The sequence below is a fragment of the Ewingella allii genome, from assembly GCF_044430645.1.
GTDB lineage: Bacteria > Pseudomonadota > Gammaproteobacteria > Enterobacterales > Enterobacteriaceae > Ewingella > Ewingella allii.
The window spans coordinates 367,092-382,760 of record NZ_JAWUDN010000004.1; the positions used below are offsets into that span (position 1 = coordinate 367,092).

General features: G+C 45.1%; 14 protein-coding genes and 1 pseudogene. 13 read left to right on the forward strand and 2 right to left on the reverse strand.

Annotated elements, in window-relative coordinates; genetic code table 11:
- The first annotated feature begins 29 nt into the window (after window positions 1-29).
- From SBO83_RS12330 to SBO83_RS12380, 11 genes are all read left to right on the forward strand, one after another.
- Window positions 30-1,973: a type VI secretion system Vgr family protein gene (locus SBO83_RS12330; RefSeq protein WP_100938000.1), complete on the forward strand. Its 1,944-nt coding sequence runs from the start codon at window positions 30-32 to the stop codon at window positions 1,971-1,973.
- Entirely contained in the window at window positions 1,970-2,401 is a 432-nt protein-coding gene (locus SBO83_RS12335; protein ID WP_396131697.1) for a DcrB-related protein, read from the forward strand. Before SBO83_RS12330 ends, SBO83_RS12335 begins: the two co-directional genes overlap by 4 nt.
- 3 nt (window positions 2,402-2,404) lie before the next feature.
- Complete coding sequence (locus tag SBO83_RS12340; protein WP_396131698.1) at window positions 2,405-6,940, forward strand: RHS repeat-associated core domain-containing protein; 4,536 nt, start codon at window positions 2,405-2,407, stop codon at window positions 6,938-6,940.
- Between the two features lies 1 nt (window position 6,941).
- Entirely contained in the window at window positions 6,942-7,379 is a 438-nt protein-coding gene (locus tag SBO83_RS12345) for a hypothetical protein (protein WP_396131699.1), read from the forward strand.
- A gap of 1,103 nt (window positions 7,380-8,482) precedes the next feature.
- A complete protein-coding gene (locus tag SBO83_RS12350; protein ID WP_396131700.1) occupies window positions 8,483-8,647 on the forward strand; it encodes a hypothetical protein in 165 nt (54 codons plus the stop codon).
- A 28-nt stretch (window positions 8,648-8,675) separates the two neighbouring features.
- Complete coding sequence (locus tag SBO83_RS12355; protein ID WP_396131701.1) at window positions 8,676-8,843, forward strand: hypothetical protein; 168 nt, start codon at window positions 8,676-8,678, stop codon at window positions 8,841-8,843.
- Window positions 8,844-9,301: 458 nt separating this feature from the next.
- Window positions 9,302-9,652 (forward strand): hypothetical protein, encoded by a 351-nt coding sequence (locus tag SBO83_RS12360; protein ID WP_396131702.1) that lies wholly within the window; start codon window positions 9,302-9,304, stop codon window positions 9,650-9,652.
- 1,314 nt (window positions 9,653-10,966) lie between these two features.
- Window positions 10,967-11,512: a DUF6707 family protein gene (locus tag SBO83_RS12365; RefSeq protein ID WP_396131721.1), complete on the forward strand. Its 546-nt coding sequence runs from the start codon at window positions 10,967-10,969 to the stop codon at window positions 11,510-11,512.
- 636 nt (window positions 11,513-12,148) lie between these two features.
- Entirely contained in the window at window positions 12,149-12,430 is a 282-nt protein-coding gene (locus tag SBO83_RS12370; protein ID WP_396131703.1) for a hypothetical protein, read from the forward strand.
- Between the two features lie 109 nt (window positions 12,431-12,539).
- On the forward strand, window positions 12,540-12,653 hold the full coding sequence (locus SBO83_RS12375; RefSeq protein ID WP_396131704.1) for a hypothetical protein: 114 nt from the start codon (window positions 12,540-12,542) through the stop codon (window positions 12,651-12,653).
- On the forward strand, window positions 12,650-13,045 hold the full coding sequence (locus SBO83_RS12380) for a hypothetical protein (protein ID WP_396131705.1): 396 nt from the start codon (window positions 12,650-12,652) through the stop codon (window positions 13,043-13,045). The genes SBO83_RS12375 and SBO83_RS12380 overlap by 4 nt, the downstream gene beginning before the upstream one ends.
- 269 nt (window positions 13,046-13,314) lie before the next feature.
- Here SBO83_RS12380 and SBO83_RS12385 read toward each other — a convergent pair whose 3' ends face one another.
- Entirely contained in the window at window positions 13,315-13,512 is a 198-nt protein-coding gene (locus SBO83_RS12385) for a hypothetical protein (protein ID WP_396131706.1), read from the reverse strand.
- Window positions 13,513-13,994: 482 nt separating this feature from the next.
- On the opposite strand from SBO83_RS12385, the pseudogene SBO83_RS12390 reads away from it, so the two are divergent.
- Both SBO83_RS12390 and SBO83_RS12395 read left to right on the forward strand, forming a co-directional pair.
- A pseudogene (locus SBO83_RS12390) lies at window positions 13,995-14,546 on the forward strand (RHS repeat-associated core domain-containing protein); the annotation flags it as partial.
- A gap of 9 nt (window positions 14,547-14,555) precedes the next feature.
- Window positions 14,556-15,353 carry a hypothetical protein gene (locus tag SBO83_RS12395; protein WP_396131707.1) on the forward strand — a complete coding sequence of 266 codons (798 nt, stop codon included), beginning with the start codon at window positions 14,556-14,558 and terminating at the stop codon, window positions 15,351-15,353.
- 110 nt (window positions 15,354-15,463) lie between these two features.
- On the opposite strand, the gene SBO83_RS12400 is transcribed toward SBO83_RS12395, so the two are convergent.
- Window positions 15,464-15,669: hypothetical protein (locus SBO83_RS12400; RefSeq protein WP_396131708.1), on the reverse strand; the 206-nt coding region annotated here is incomplete at its 5' end.

The following is a 15,669-nucleotide window of genomic DNA, read 5'->3' on the forward strand; positions in this document are numbered from 1 at the left end:
CGTTTGCGGCTCGCTTTAAGAGGCTCTCTATGTTTGACCGTATTACCGTAACCACCCCGGCGGGTGACGGCGCACTGATGTTCTGGAAACTTTCCGGGATGGAAGTGGTATCCCGCTCCTTTGCGCTGGATGTTGGCCTGTTAAGTACCGATGCTCGCCTTGATCGCAAAGCGATGCTCGGACAGCCGATCACCATCAACATCCCGACTCAGGGGCTGACGGCGGCGCCACGCTATCTCAACGGCAAAATCACGGCGGTAAACGTGCAGAGCAGCACCGAAGTTAACGGCACGCGCTACGCCATTTATACCTTGAAGATGGAGTCGGACCTGTGGCCGATGCTGCGCGACCGTAACCAGCGTATTTTCCAGAACCAGCGGGTGCCGGACATCATCAAAACGGTGCTGAGCGAGTACGGCGTGCATGTCGAGGATAAGCTGACCGGCGAGTATCGCAGCTGGGAGTATTGCGTTCAGTATCAAGAGAATAGCTACGATTTCATCTCACGACTGATGGAGCTGGAGGGGATCTACTTCTTCTTCAACCATGAGGCGGACAAACACACGCTGGTTTTGATGGATGCCGCGTCGCAGCACCAGCCGTATCCGGGCTATGAGGAGATCCCTTATCACGTCAGCGAGTCCGGCGGCAGCACCAGCGAAGAGGGGATCAGCAAGTGGGCAATCAGCGAACGCGTGACGCCGGGCATTTACAGCATCGACGACTACGACTTCCGCAAACCCAACGCTTGGCTGTTTCAGGCACGGCAAAACCCGGCTTCACCGTCACCGGGCCAAATTGATTACTACGAGTGGCCGGGGCGCTTTGTCGATCACAGCCATGGTGAGTTCTATGCCCGCATTCGTCAGGAAGAGTGGCAGGCCGAGCATCAGCGCATTGACGCCGTCGGCACGGCATTAGGCATTGTGCCGGGCCATACCTTCACCCTCGGCAACCCGCCTTACGCCAGTGACAGCGGCGACTATTTGGTGGTCAGCGCCGCCTACACCTTGCAGGAAAATACCTATGCCAGCGGCAGCGGTGCCGAAAGCATTCATAACATAAACTTCGTGGTGATCCCGGCTGAGACCACCTTCCGCTCGGCTCAGCGTACCGAATGGCCGCGCACTCATGGGCCGCAGACCGCGCGCGTGGTGGGGCCAAAAGGGGAGTCAATCTGGACCGATAAATATGGCCGGGTCAAGGTGAAGTTCCACTGGGACCGCCTGGCGAAGGGCGACGACACCAGCTCGTGCTGGGTGCGCGTTTCCAGCGCATGGGCCGGACAGGGCTTCGGCGGAGTGCAGATCCCGCGCGTGGGCGATGAAGTGGTGATCGACTTCATCAATGGCGATCCGGATCGCCCGATCATCACCGGGCGCGTCTATAACGAAGCCAGCATGCCGCCGTGGGTGCTGCCCGCCGCCGCAACCCAGATGGGCTTTATGAGCCGCAGTAAAGACGGCACGCCAGACAACGCCAACGCCCTGCGCTTCGAAGACAAAAGTGGTTCCGAGCAGTTGTGGATCCAAGCCGAGCGCAACATGGATACCAATGTTAAGAATGACGAAACCCATTCTGTCGGCGGCAATCACACCATCAGCATTGAAAAAAGCTTCGAAAGCAAAGTCAGCGGGGAGTACGCCCAGCAGACGCAATACGCCCGCAGCGAGTTGGTCGGCACCGATTACATGCTGAAGTCCAACGCCAACGTGGTGCTCGCCGCCAGCAGTGGCATCACCTTCGTCACCGGCGACAGCGTGCTGACCATGAACCCCAACGGCACCATTTCGCTCCAGTGTAAAAACTTCCAAATCAACGCCTCTGGGCAGGGAGAGATCAACACCGGCGGCACCCTTGATTTGAACATTAACAAGCCAGCGCAAGCCCCTGCGGTATCACCTACGCCGGGCGAGATCGCGGCGGAAGTCAGTAACGTTTTTGCTAATAAAGATGCAGGGAGCAGTTCATGAGCCAGCCAGTACAGTTCGTCTTATCCGAAGGCACGCTAAATTTGCCGGGCGTGGTGCAGGACCAAAGTATCACGGTGCTGAGCTTGGCCGATTTGCGCGCCACGCTGGTGGCGACTCGCGACTGGAAAATCACCGAGGACGAGGTGGACTCTTTTGTGCAGCAGCAACTGCAAAAGGTAAAACGCGACATGAAGAAGTTCAGCGCGCAGTCTCCCGAGCCAACGGCGCTGGGCCCGTGGCCCGCACAGCAGGTAGCGATGCGCTTTGAAAATCAGGGCGTTGCAGTAGAACAGAAGCTGCTGGTGGCGTGGGCGAAAGACCATCTGCTGGCCTTAACCTTCAGTGCCGCAGGCCAGTTTACTGAGCAGCAAACTCAGGCGTGGCAGGCTATCCGGCAGGAGTTCGCTCCTTGCGTGGCGGAGGCGTGATCCATGGCAGATAAGGTTGCAGCGAGAATCGACGATCCGTTGGTTCATAGTTCGCTGATCAGTGACTTTGTCAGCGGCGTGGTGGAAGGGGCCATTTACGCCGGGATTTTTATGGCAAGTACCGCCATGGTGGCGAGTGGCTTCGGTGTCGCGCTGGGTATCGGCCTGACCATCGGGGCCATCGCCAACGGTTTTCCTGAACGCTGGGGCAATGCTGTCGGCGGGGCGGTAGATGACCTGCTAGGTTCGCTGGGTCTGCGGGGGCCGCCGGACGCCAAGATCTCCAGCGGCTCAGACAATGTGCATATCATGGGCAAACCTGCGGCCCGCGCGGCAGGCACGGTCGATCACCAGTTTCTCAACGCGCCTGCCGGTGGCGAAGAAGAAGGCCCATCCGCATGGGAGATCGCAGCGGGCATGGCGGCAGGCATTGCCTCAACCGTGGCGCATCCGGGAGCCTTTTTCAGTGCGCTGGGAGATAAAATCAGCAGTACCACGGCATCTGACGTGGGGGGATTCTTCAGCAATCTATGGAAAGACATCACCCAGCCGACCGTCGCGTCCGCCAGCCCTCATAGCTCGGCCGCCACCAAAGACGAAGTGGATTGTACCAAGCACAGCGGGCCGATTTTCCTCGCCGAAGGCTCAAAGAAGGTGCTGATTAACGGCCAACCAGCAGCGCGCGACGGCGACCGCAGTACCTGTGAAGCCAAAATCGAAGTGGCCGAAGACCCGCGGGTGCGCATCGGCGGCGAAAACATCGTGGTGCAGGATATTCGCAGCGGCAAAAACTTCCTCGCCTGGTTTATCGGCGGGCTGGTTGGCGGTGGTGAACTGAAGCAGCTGTTGCAATTCATGGGCAGAGCCTTTGATCGCATGGCGGCGCGCAGGCTGCTGCGCACGGCTCCTTGCCCGATTATCTTCGGCGCGGCAGGAAAATTGGCGGCAGAGGTGGCACCGCGCGCAGTGCAAACAGCATTGCCAGTCAATATCGCCACCGGCGCGAAGATCCTCGCCGGTGCTGAAGACCTCGATTTCGTGCTCGAAGATCGCATCCCGCTTTACTGGCAGCGTGTTTACCATAGCCGCAATCTGGCGACTGGCATGCTGGGGCAGGGGTGGACGCTGCCGTTTGAGACCCGCCTGATTCGCTATCGCGCGGCAAATGGCGCGCTGCACTTCCTCTGGCGTGATATCTCTGGCCGCGAGCTGGATATGGGCGAGGTTCGTCCCGGCGATATCGTTCAATTCACAGAAGATGGCCTGACCCTTTACTGCACGCTGGACGGCGTGGTGGTGTTGCAAACCAGTGAAGGCGAGCACCAGCTGTATGAGCCGGACCCGGCTCATGAAGGCGAATGGCGCATCGCCCGCCTCTATGACCGCCACGACAACTGCCAGCATCTGACCTGGAATGACGCCGGTCAGCTGATTGCTATTGCCGGTGATAATGAAGCGATGTCGGTCGAGCTGAGCTATGAGTTCGAACACGGACGGCTGGCGGCGGTACACCAGATTGCAGCAGGCGAGCGCTATCTGCTGGTGCGCTACGGCTATAACGACGAGGGCCAGCTGGTTAGTGTCAGCGATGCCGATGAGGTGGTCACCCGACGTTTCAGCTGGGATCGTGCCAGTGATATGCTGGCTACCCACAGCTACGCTACTGGCCTGACCGTTCACTACGACTGGCAACCGGCAGCCGATAGCCGCTACTGGCGGGTTAACGCCTATCAAGTGCTCGACGCCCAGCAGCAGATCCTCGAGAGCTGGATCATTGATAGTGACGAGCAGGCCCGCAACGCCACCGTGACCTGCCTTTCCAGCGGCAGCAGCTTCCACCAGTGGGACGAGCTGTATCGCATCACCCGCTGGACGGATATGTACGGTGCCGAGTGGCAGTATGAGTGGGTGGATCAGGGTGAGCTGCTGCAAGCCACCATCGGCCCTGAGGAGGAACGCTGGGAGTATGGCTACGACCAGCGCGGCAACCTGAGCGCGGTGCGTAACCCGCTGGGCGACACTCGTCTGACCGTCTGGCACCCGGTGTGGTCACAGCCCGAGCAAGAAGTATTAGCCGACGGCGCGAGCTGGCGTTATGAGCACAACCTGCTGGGCGACGTGGTGAAGGTCACTGACCCGCAGGGCGGCGTCACCCAGTTGGAGTGGAACCCGCAGGGTGACTTGGTGTGCGAGACCGATGCGCTGGGCAACACCCATCGCTTCTGGTGGAACGAGCGCGGCCAGATGATCAGCGATGAAGACTGCTCGGGCTACCGCAGCCATCAACACTATGACGCAACTGGCAGACTGCTGAGCGCCACCGACGCCGAGGGCAATACCACCTCTTGTCGCTGGAGCCGCGCGGGGCGCATTGAAGCTATCATCCGCGCCGACAACCGCGAGACTCACTACGAATATGATGCTTACGGGCAGCTGATCGGCGAGAACATCGACGGTTTCTCCGAGCGTAAACTGCAGCGCAACGTGCGCGGACAGGTGATTTGCCAGACCGATCCGGCGGGGCATCAGACCCGTTTCGACTATGATCGCTTTGGTCGCCTGACTCGGCTGATTAACCCAAACAATGACAGCTGGCTGTTTGATTATGATAGCGGCGAACGCCTGCTAGCGCAGACCGACTACACCGGACGCCGTAAAAGCTACGGCTATGACGACCGCGGGCAGGTCACCTCTATCACTCAACAACCTCTGGCGCAGCACGGCGAACTGCTGGAGCCGCTGGTTTCACATCTCGAATATGACTTGCTGGGCAGGCTTAGCGCGAAAAGCAACGCCGAGACTTATACTCGCTACCAATACGCGGCGCGCAACGTCACCGTACAGCGCACCGCGCGCGGCAAACTCCGCGCCGCGCAGCAGCAGGGCGTAGAACCCGAGTGGGACGAGCAGTTGAGCTTTACGCTGGATGCGCTCGGCAACCTGCAAAGTGAGCAGAACCACGGCGGCCGCTGGCAATATCAGTACGACGCGCTGGGCAATTTGCAGCAAAGTCAGGGGCCGGACGGAGCAACTCAGAAGTTTCTGCGCTACGGCAGCGGGCATCTGTTGCAGCGCCTCTGGCAGCTGGATGGGCAAAAGGCTGAGATCGCCGATTACGAGCGGGATCGCCTGCATCGCGAGATAAGCCGCAGCCAAGGTCCGCTGACGCTGGAGACGGCCTATGATCCGGCAGGAAGGATCATCAAGCGCCGCAGCGCGGTGCTGGAACGCCGCTACCAGTGGGATCGCTTGGATCAGGTGGCGCAGCAGATGCTGATGTCAGTGGAAAAAAGCGACTCAAGACCAAGCTTCAGCCAGCAGCGTTTTGGCTATGACGCGGCAGGGCAGGTGACTCACCGCATCGGCGCGGAGCGTGAAGAGCGTTTCCACTTCGATCCGGCGGGCAACCGCACAGACACGCCGGGGCAGGTGGTCTGGCACAACCTGCTGCGCCGACTCAAAGGCGCACGCTGGGAGTATGACGGTTTTGGACGCCTGCTGTGGCGCAAGGCCGATCAGAGCGCGGTCGAGCAGCACTTCAGCTATAACGCCGAGCATCAGGTGACAGAGGTGCGGCTAACCGGGCACCGGGAATTCCAGCGAGTGCAGTATCGCTATGACGCGCTGGGGCGGCGAACGCATAAAGTTCTGCATCGCCACGGCCAGCTGGAAGCCAACGCGGAAATCATCACCTTCCACTGGCAAGGTTTGCAGATGGTGGGCGAGCAGAGCAGCCGCACGCCGGACCGCAGCGTGCAATATCTGTATAGCGAAGGAAGCTGGGAGCCGCTGGCTCGAGTGGACATTACCGGAGATAGCCAGCAGACGTTTTGGTATCACACCGACCTGAATGGCCTGCCCGAGCGAATGACCGATGAACGCGGTGAAATCGTCTGGCAAGGCCGCTTCAGCAGTTGGGGAGAAACCGAGCACGAAACCCACGCCAGCCACCTCGCCGTGCCGCAGAACCTGCGCTTCCAAGGCCAGTATCTGGACAGGGAAACAGGCCTACACTACAATCTTTTCCGTTACTACGACCCCGTAGCAGGGCGATTTACCCAGCCGGACCCGATAGGGCTGGCGGGTGGGTTGAATACCTATTCTTATGTGCCTGAGCCGCTGGGGTGGGTGGATCCGCTTGGGTTGAAAAGTTGTCGACTTCAATATATGGGAAGAACACCAGGTAAAAAATCACGAACCGGTAGGGCAGTCATTGAAAGGATGCGTGCTGAAGGGAGAATCCGTGGTACTGGAGAAGATATGAGATTCAAAAGTTCTACAAATGGCAAATGGTATCTTGTTGAAGATGCTGATATGGCTCATCTTACCGATGCTGTATCTTATTGGAATAAAAGAGGTGGTTTCTTTGGTGCTAAAGCTCGAGAAATCAGAACTTGGATGCGGGACCCGAACAATTATGAATTAGAATATTATGGTTTTAATCGCTCTCAAGGTGCAAAATTATTGGAAACATATAAGCATCCTTCTGAATTTATCGGCCCATCAGAAGCATCGCAATATTTTATGAAGGGATTGTAAAATGAAAGAACTTAGTGAGAATTTCTTAGAGTTGGAAGTGGAAATTATTTCTATAATAGAAAAAGGTAATGAATTAAATTCGAAAAAAAAACATGAAGAAGCTATTTCTTTATATAAAAAAGCTTGGGGTATATTGCCGGAACCTAAACTCGGTTGGGAAATGATTAGCTCTTGGCTTGCTGGATCATTTTTTACTGCTTATTTTTATTTGGAGGAATATGATTTGGCGAAACATTGGGCTTTAAAACAATTAGATTCCGATGATGCCGATAATAATACAGCCCCTTTAATCGCTTTAGGGATGGTTTGTTTTGAGTTAAATGAGCTTAAAGAAGCGTTTGGGTATTTTGATTCTGCTTATATATATGGGAAAGAAAGAGCTTTTAAAGGGAGGCCCGAAAAGTATCTTAAGTTCTACTTGAGCGAGAATAATAAATAGTTTTCCTCATGGCGAGCGCCTAAGAAATAAACTTAGATATGCTCTTATCTATGAAAATGCTAGAGTAGGTTAAGTGATAATATTCTAGATTTTACTTATAGAGCATAATTAACTCGAAAATAAATACTTGTTAAATAAATTTTACGATATGATTTTTTATTTCAAATAAACTAATGCATTAGAACAGAAACTTATTTGGTCTGTATGAGGTAATTTAAGATTAATCTTGAATAAGGATTGGCGTCGATGTGTTTTATCGAGTATGTGAGATAAAAATATATTTGGTATTCAGTAGATTAAGATGCGATAAATCTGAAAATATTAAATTATCTAAAATTGATTTAGATATTCTTAGAAATAACTAATTTTGTCAAAGGCAACTGCAAATGGTATGTTTTTTATTGATAAATTTAATATCAAAGAAGTATTTTGTCCTAAGTAAATTCAACACTAACTCGCCCTTGTTTGGAAGTATAAATGCAAAACTCTACGACTAAAAACATGATAAGAAATGAATCGTTTTTTTAAAATCTCCAACATTACCTGATAATGACGATTTAACACAATATTTTATCGATAAATTTGATGAAGTAGGGAAGTTTTTGATTGCTCATCCTAGTAAGAACGTAATATCTCTTTTCCTTAACTCTTATGGCAATGGCAATGGAGATGGAGTATATCAAGTTGTTGAGGATGTTTTTATAGTTGCCAACACGATGATGTAATTATAGAAATAAAAAATATTGAAGAATATTTATATGGGATACAGTTTAAGCTATTGATTTACTCAGGTGTCAACGGCATTCTCAGATGTTAAATTGAATAAAGGTTTAAAGTCCGCCTTAATTTCAGATAATGAAGGTATCAGGGATATGGCCCAATTATCTATTGATATTATAGATGGCTAATGCCAAGTGGGAAAGGCGCACTTGGGGAAGTATCAGCTGTTAAAACCTGTTAATTTCTTATTCTCTGAAACGCCGCTTAGCGGCGTTTTTTTATATCTAGCTCTTATCATGCATTCCTGGCCTTAAGCTACAATACTTAAACAGGATCTTAGCATATATAATCCGTTTCGAGTCTAATGATGAAGGCAATGGTATATGGATAAAAATGACATTTTAGAAGAGTTAAAACGCATAGAAATTAGTCTAGGGGTTGAATTACCATATGCTTATAAGAAATTTCTGTCTGAGGAGGTACAAGATAAAGAAATTTATGAGATAGATAATAGTAGGGGGGCTCTATTTATATATTTAATTATCTAGATCTTGTTGATAGGAAGGGGTTTATACAGTGCAAAATGTCGAGCCGGACTACTTATTAATAGGACAGGATGGTGATTTAGGATATTTTATAAGCTTAAAAGATAATAGTGTTAGAATTTACAGTTTAGATCTTGGCGCTCTCGGTAGTCTAGAAATAAATGCGGAAGCTGAAGATGTCTATGGTTTAACCCATTGATTATTCAAACAAATATATGGCTTACGTGTATTGGGAGGAAGATGTAGTTAGAAATTTTACTCCGTATAACTGAAATATGAAGTATTAGAAAGTTTGTAATGCTGCATCTGGGCCTGATAGGTTGCTAAGACCAAGTGGCTGGTTGCTTTACTCTGTTGACCCGATAGGGTTTAGAGAAAATATTCGGGGAGATAATAGATAATTTTAATTGGTAGGGGGGGGGAACTAGTTAAATGAACTATAATTGAGTGCAGATAAAACTATTAAGGCCGTGCGGTAGCTTAAGCGCTATAGCTGATTGATTATGCCACAATAGAGCTATAAATGTTGTTATGTCCAGACTGCTCATTGCTATCAGCTGTAGGTTAATTTGAGAGATATAAAATAAATCTATTCATTAAATCGATAGAATGTGCCTTTTTTTGTAATTTTTACTTACTTTGCGTGAGGAGAAAACTATGAATCTTGATGAGCTGGTAGTTAATGCAATTTTTAAAGAGCTATTTGACGAGAATTCAGCGCGATACAAGCAATCCTTGAAAAAAACAATCAATAATGACAACGATGTTTATGCTAAGGCGAGAAATGCTCTTGCGAAGCTGAGCGATCCTGATAAGGATCAGATTTTAATGTTTATCGATATGGTCATTGCGGATAGCGCAGCGACAATATTGGGAACACTTGATGGCACTCATTACCCAGATAATATTCAACACGATTTTAAACTCATCTATAACAATGAAGAAATACAAGGAAACCTACAAGACCTCTTTATAGAAAAGGCCGAGGATAAAGGGGTTTACGGTTAATTAGTCAAGGGGCTAATTTAAGTGTCACCCGTTTATAATAGTTTCATTATTTAATTGATGTTTTTTATAATTATAATCTTAAATTGTTATTCAAAATTCATGACTAGGTAAGCTAAGTATAAGAATTATCAGCTGTGTCTCTCGATAGTCAGTAGATTTCCACCAACCAACATAGGTTTCGAACAGCTTTGATAATTCAGTGCTCAATTACTAACTGTTATTGTCTATTTTTCTGCTATGGCTCATGAACACATCGGTTTATTTAAATAATCAACAATTCTAAGTGGGAGTATATAATGAAATTTATCTGTACTGTATGTAAATTGAAGGTCTAAATTTCTACCAAATGAAGATTGTTTTTTAATGCTATAATAGTCAAGACTTTCCTTGAAGCAATACATTTAAAGCTTGCGAGCACGCCACATCATAATGCGAGGTTATTACATGACGGAGGGATGCGATAAAAATTTAAGTAATTTACTCATAAAACATTTTCCCTCGGAAGACTTTTCCCTAGATTTGACTAGGGATCTTAAGTATTTATATATCGTTAGGCAAAAATCTCGATTGAGAATTTTGGAAGAATTGCAAATACATGCAGATTCTGTCAAAAAAAATAACATAGAAGTCTTTGGATTCTATGCATTAATCAATAAATTAGATAAGTTGTTTTGTGAAACCATCTCAATATTGTGCGCTCGTAATAAGGAGTATTCTTTCGAAATTTACTTAACAGATGATTGTTCAAAGAGAATAGGTTATTCATTGGTTAAGAATCGAGAGAAAAGTGAAAGCGAATTATTATGGGAACTTAGCTTAGGGATAAATCATGATGGCTAATTTATGTAACAGGTAGATACGAACAAGTGAGTCTATGGAATTTCATTGAGAGCTAACAACAAGATATCAATGCTCTAAAATAATGATGATGAGAGCGTTTCATCAAGCAGGCACATTTCAACTCAAATCGTCTTAGTGCCAATCTCCATTAGGGATGAAATATTGTGGCTTACGCTTGTTGGGCAAAGGCAGTGGTTACCTTGCTAAAATGTTGTGGGATTAGCACGGCGGTGTTGCTCAAGTTGGAGTGATGAGAAACACTGTTGATATACTGTTAGGCCTAACAAGCGAGTTCTACATAATGAGTAATGGCTTTGCGAATTTGAAAATTGGTCTATATGCGCAATTCATTGCTCTCTAGAGATATGAAAGTGAAATAATTTATCAATATATGGGTAAGTAAAATGAAGTGTTCACAAATTCTTAGAGATTTATCTAAAGAAAATGAAGATTTAAAAAAAGATAATTAGTAATATTCACTCAAGATTTACCGTTTCTGATAAGGGAGTCCTTGAGGGTTTATGCAAAGTCTCTTATATTCTTTACATTATAAGAGATGTTGAGAACTCGTTGTTAATTACAGATCGGCTATCACTAATTCCTTTCAATAATGATTATGATTATTGGACTTGGATTGAGTTTGCTATATCTTTAAGAGCAGAGATATCCAATCAAATTGGATATAATGAGAAGGGAAGGGCTTCACTAGATATAATTAAGGCTGCATTAAACCGCGGTGAGGGTATTGAAAAGAAAATTAAAATTAATGTGCATAATAGATTTATGGCTGGTGAGGGCGTTGTACTAGATGAGTCGATAACGGATGGGACGAGGCAGGATATCTATAATGAATTTAATCATAGATTAATATATTTGATGAAATTGATTAAATTGAATGTGTTGGGAGCATCTGCCGAGTACAGCCGTGAAAAGACATTGTCTAATATTAATAGTAATGTTCAAAGAATGCTCGTCTTAGTCCAAGAAAATGCACTAGATGGAGCACAACCATTTAGGTAATTAAACTAATTTTATATAATAGATGGCAATCAATCGATACCAGATACGAGTTTTTATCTGTAATGTAAGTCCTGGCTTGTACACCCTGATTTCAGGAAGGTGTGAATATAAATAATCATCACAATGTGATAGTTGATTGAAACACTTTAAAAGTACCCAGTTAATTTTATTTTCGATTGGATTTATTGTATAGGTATAATTGGTTCAAGATAAGTATGCAAAGAATAAAACTTGTAAAATTAATAAAATGGATTCAGTGTTGTGAGGGTACTTAAGAGGAAGTAGATAATGACATTGATTTTCTCTGCAACACTGTGACAGAGCCAGATGCTGAAAATTATATTTTACAAAATGATCTAAGTGGTGATATAGCCGATAAAATAATGGACTATAAACCTATGCGACTATAGAATTTTCCTTGTGTCTTCACTGGCAAGGCTCTGTCGATTATTTTTAATCGACGAATTAAAAGTTTAATATGTCTTTGCCTTACTTTTTTCATGCAGATTAGAGCAAGGTTATAAATGTAATGTTACTTATTAATCAGTAATCAGGTAAAAAAAGATTCTGTAGAATTTCTAAACTTACAGAAAACAACAGGATTTTATTTGCTTTATTTTTATGGGATTCAAGTAAATGGAAATGTTGGAAAGGTATTATACAAGCGATAAAGACTGGGAAGAGTTCTCGAGTTTATTTTCCGAATACAAAGGTCACAAGCAGGTTATTGAGTTGGCCGTACTGTTAAATGAAAATATAGATATTGCTACAGTTATATGGGGAAAGGTTGGTCGACTTGGTGCGAAAGAGTGGATATACAAAAATGTCAATGCATTAGACATGGCTAGACCGGTAGATTGTCTTGATGATAAAAAGTTATTGAACAGGTTGCGTGTGGCGCTTATGCGGATGCCATGATAATAAATTAATTCCTTCTCCTTTAAGTTTATCTTTTGCAGGAAGGGGGTTACCGCATGATATTTTGAATAAACCTTGTTCAATTTATTAAGTGTTAAAGCCTCTTGAGGTGAACTTTGGACCCGCGATAGCATTGCTTGGTCAAAGAGCTTTAGGTACCCAGCATGAAACAATGGAATCTATAGAGAATCTTGTAACAAACGATTTTTTGAGAAAAATATGACAAATGAAAATACAAAGTCGCATAACTTATTTAAAAAAGTAATTTTGCTGCATGATGGTGTGGAAAATGATTTTATAAAAAAAACTAACACAGTAAAATGTCCACATTGCGACGGTGTGGTTGAATTTCAGTTGTATTCATCTTCTAATTTTAATAAATTTGATAAGATCACTCAAAAGACTATTGCAAAAGATATAAAAGGATTGAAAGCTGATAGTAGAGGAATTGACAAACTTACTTATAAAGGAGAATTTGTCGAATTTTGTACAAAAGTTTGCAGTGGTGGTGAGCATACCTTGATGGTATTTTTCACTTTCAGTGAAATCCAGCCTGCCAGATATATCTCTCATTTGATTGGTGTGTTTGACGCTGATTACATTTCCTCTATATGATTTTTTTTAGATCTAATTTTTATTAAAGGTGGTTTTAGGGTTACATCATTGGGCTAAGGGAATAAGCGAGTTAGCAAGGGCGGTTATTATTTATGTTTAGGGATCTATTAAATATCTTTTATGCAATAATGACATCCAAAAGGATGTATATTATTTTCATTACATGATGAGGAAGGCCCACCTAAAGCAGACCCTATTAACACTATGCAACCTATCTATTAGCGATGTCGTCTAATTGACTATAAAAACCGTATTAAAGAGAATGCTCGCTAGAGAATTGCATCCACCAGTTTTCTTGCTTGCTCTCTTCCAAGTGCGTATGTATTTTCTATAACCTCTAGAGGCAAGACACCAACCGAATTGACTACGCCATTGAGACCAGAAACAACATTGCCTACTAAACCAGCGCCGTTTACCATTTCGATTTCTTCGAGCGTTAATGTTCTTAATTCTTGAGTGTTTTTCATATAAACCTCAGTTTTATATAATAAGCTAATAATTGTTACCATCATTGACTGCCAGAGGCAGCTTTATTAAGCGTAATAGAGAAAGTGATTAATGCAATGTAGGAGGGGAAATACATTGTGGATAACACTTAGTCGGTTTATATGAATTGAAGAATAAGTTACCCGGTGGATTAGAAATCAATTTTTTAATAACGTCTTTATATACCTAAGCTTGGCATATATGCAGTTATTGTGATGTGGCAGGAACTCACTGAATAAGTTTCCCAATAAAAAATGGCCAGAAGGTTTCCCCATCTGGCCATTTTGCAATGGCGCAGCGATCGCTGCGCCCTGAAGGTCTAGATTAGAACATCAATACCATCCACGGGTAGGCGATGAGCATCAGGCCGCCAAGGAAGATGGCACTGGGAATAGTCCTTAAACACCTGAGGTCTTTGATTGGGCGAAGTTGATCGGGCTTGAGTTAGTATTAGAGCTTTACAACCAGCCTACACTACAATCTTTTCCGTTACTACGACCCCGTAGCAGGGCGATTTACCCAGCCGGACCCGATAGGGCTGGCGGGTGGGTTGAATACGTATGATTACGCACCTAATCCGTTGTCATGGATAGATCCTTTAGGGCTTAAGCCTTGTAAAATTCGTGAAGTGAATGGAACAAAAATATTCGGTAAAGGACAGAGGGACGGAACTCCTGGTCACGACCAGTTCTCTGAAGTAATAGTAAATAAATTAGCTATGAGTGGTAAGTTTAAAGAGATTTATTTAAACAGATCATATAGTTTCGCTAATGGTAAAGGGGTTTCAGCACGGCGACCGGATGTTATGGCTATTGATATGGATGGAAAGGTTCATGCCATAGAATTGGCATCCAAAACGGATATGGGCAGAAAACTCCCATCTCTTACTAGCCATAATGATACCGCGATAAGGAATTTGCCATTGAATCAGCAAGGTGAAATTATTGTTCTCGAACATCCATTTAATGCAATGGATATCAAATCAACACTTGACAATTTAATTTCAGGGATATAAGGAGTGAGCATGTATTCTGGTATAGCTATGTATAACATCGAAAATATAGAAGCAGAAACAGTATGTACACTAGCGGAGCTTTTTTTTTCCAGTGTTAATATCCAGATCAATGGAGCAGGTTATTATAAGATGTTAAAAGATGGTGATCATTCAGGTGATCATGAAATTATAGAAACAACATTAACCGATTTGAAGGCAAAAATAAAAAACAAAGAGGTTAGTGCGTTTAGGATATATTCAGAACAGATGGAACAGCAGCCATGGTATGCATCTTTTGGCTATATGACCAAAGAGTTTGGCGGCTTTAATTATATTGACATACAATACCCATATATGAGCAATGACTCTCAAGTTATATCTAACTTCTTGAAAGTGTTGTCAGAAAAAATAACATTTTATTATGGTATTAAATATCATGCTGATAAGGTTACCAAAGCGCTATACTATGCAACTGGCGATAATATGGTTAACGTATATCAATATGAAAATGCATCTTTGTTCAAAAGGGAGTGCCCAGGTAGATTTAGAGGTGAGGAACGTTATAGAAAAACTATGTTGAGAATGGTTTATCCACTTAATATAATTAACGATTATCACTTAGATATTATGGTTAAAAATATAGAATTAAAATCATGGATATTAAGTCGCGAGAATAACGGTAAATTAGTGCAGTTAAGCGATGGCTTATGGTTATGGACTGTTCGAGAAAATGAGCTTGATGCGGTAAATAAATATCTTGGTGAATCTGGGGTGTTAATATGTTGGAAAGCCCCCGTAGTTAAGAAATTACTTAAAAAGCTACCATGATTAAACGTCGAAAGGGTTATTCTGTGATCCTTTCGATTGTGTCATTTCACAAAAAATAATAGTCAATAATTCAATTTTAATTTTTTTCTCATCAAATACTCTACTTAACTTTAGCCCTTAGAGTAAATAAAAAAGAACCCCAGAAAAATAGCTTGAGGGTTTCTCTCTTCTGGCCATTTATATGGCGCAGCGCGTTCTAAGTCTCGAAGGATGAAAGTAGAACATAATACCATCCATGCGTAGGCGATGAGCATCAGGCCGCCAAGGAAGATGGCACTGGGAATAGTCCTTAAACACCTGAGGTCTTTGATTGGGC

Excerpts from the sequence above, each read along its gene's own strand:
- SBO83_RS12330 (WP_100938000.1), top strand. The coding sequence starts at position 30 with ATGTTTGACCGTATTACCGTAACCACCCCGGCGGGTGACGGCGCACTG.
- SBO83_RS12335 (WP_396131697.1), top strand. The coding sequence starts at position 1,970 with ATGAGCCAGCCAGTACAGTTCGTCTTATCCGAAGGCACGCTAAATTTG.
- SBO83_RS12340 (WP_396131698.1), top strand. The coding sequence starts at position 2,405 with ATGGCAGATAAGGTTGCAGCGAGAATCGACGATCCGTTGGTTCATAGT.
- SBO83_RS12345 (WP_396131699.1), top strand. The coding sequence starts at position 6,942 with ATGAAAGAACTTAGTGAGAATTTCTTAGAGTTGGAAGTGGAAATTATT.
- SBO83_RS12350 (WP_396131700.1), top strand. The coding sequence starts at position 8,483 with ATGGATAAAAATGACATTTTAGAAGAGTTAAAACGCATAGAAATTAGT.
- SBO83_RS12360 (WP_396131702.1), top strand. The coding sequence starts at position 9,302 with ATGAATCTTGATGAGCTGGTAGTTAATGCAATTTTTAAAGAGCTATTT.
- SBO83_RS12370 (WP_396131703.1), top strand. The coding sequence starts at position 12,149 with ATGGAAATGTTGGAAAGGTATTATACAAGCGATAAAGACTGGGAAGAG.
- SBO83_RS12380 (WP_396131705.1), top strand. The coding sequence starts at position 12,650 with ATGACAAATGAAAATACAAAGTCGCATAACTTATTTAAAAAAGTAATT.
- SBO83_RS12385 (WP_396131706.1), bottom strand. The coding sequence starts at position 13,512 with ATGAAAAACACTCAAGAATTAAGAACATTAACGCTCGAAGAAATCGAA.
- SBO83_RS12395 (WP_396131707.1), top strand. The coding sequence starts at position 14,556 with ATGTATTCTGGTATAGCTATGTATAACATCGAAAATATAGAAGCAGAA.